Source organism: Megasphaera sp. MJR8396C (assembly GCF_001546855.1).
GTDB lineage: Bacteria > Bacillota > Negativicutes > Veillonellales > Megasphaeraceae > Megasphaera.
Genome location: NZ_KQ958191.1, coordinates 1 through 550, shown reverse-complemented (window position 1 = coordinate 550; position 550 = coordinate 1). Strand labels below are relative to the sequence as shown.

General features: G+C 52.0%; 2 protein-coding genes. Both read left to right on the top strand.

Going from position 1 to position 550, the window contains the following annotated elements:
• Positions 1 to 64 precede the first annotated feature (64 nt).
• On the top strand, positions 65 to 280 hold the full coding sequence (locus HMPREF3201_RS06830) for a DUF1659 domain-containing protein (RefSeq protein ID WP_154254736.1): 216 nt from the start codon (positions 65 to 67) through the stop codon (positions 278 to 280).
• Between the two features lie 50 nt (positions 281 to 330).
• Positions 331 to 550 (top strand): DUF2922 domain-containing protein (locus HMPREF3201_RS06825; RefSeq protein WP_062412346.1); only part of this gene is annotated, 220 nt, incomplete at its 3' end.

The following is a 550-nucleotide window of genomic DNA, read 5'->3' as shown; positions in this document are numbered from 1 at the left end:
ATGTTTATGAACGGGTGCATTACCCGATGATCCCTTGTTTTTTTGAAGAAAGGAGGCATGAATCATGGCAGAACGTAGTGCAGTGTCCAGCAAATTGAAGTTGGTCCTGTCTTATCTCGACGAGTCCGGCGAAGCGCGGAGCAAGTCGGTACAGATGCGCAATCTCGTCATCAACGCCGACGCCGAGAACGTTATCGCGGCCGTAGGTGCCCTCGGCACCTTGTACGATGATCCCATCGTGACCGTCCGTGAAGTCGTCGAAAACGAGATCACGGCCTAAGGAAGAGCCTTCGGGTCTTCCGACAATCATTAAAGAAAGGAGAGAAACCAATGGCTATTAAATCGGAAACGAAAACGCTGCGCCTGACCTTCGTCGACGGCGTCAATAAAAACGTCAGCTATTCCATTGCTTCGCCGAAGGCAGACCTCGACAAAGCAACCGTCGATGCAGCAGCCGACGTCATCATCGATGCAAAAATCTTTGCGACCGACGACGGCGGCAACCTGACGGGCTTGAAGTCCAGCCAGATCGTAACACGTAAAGTCGAAA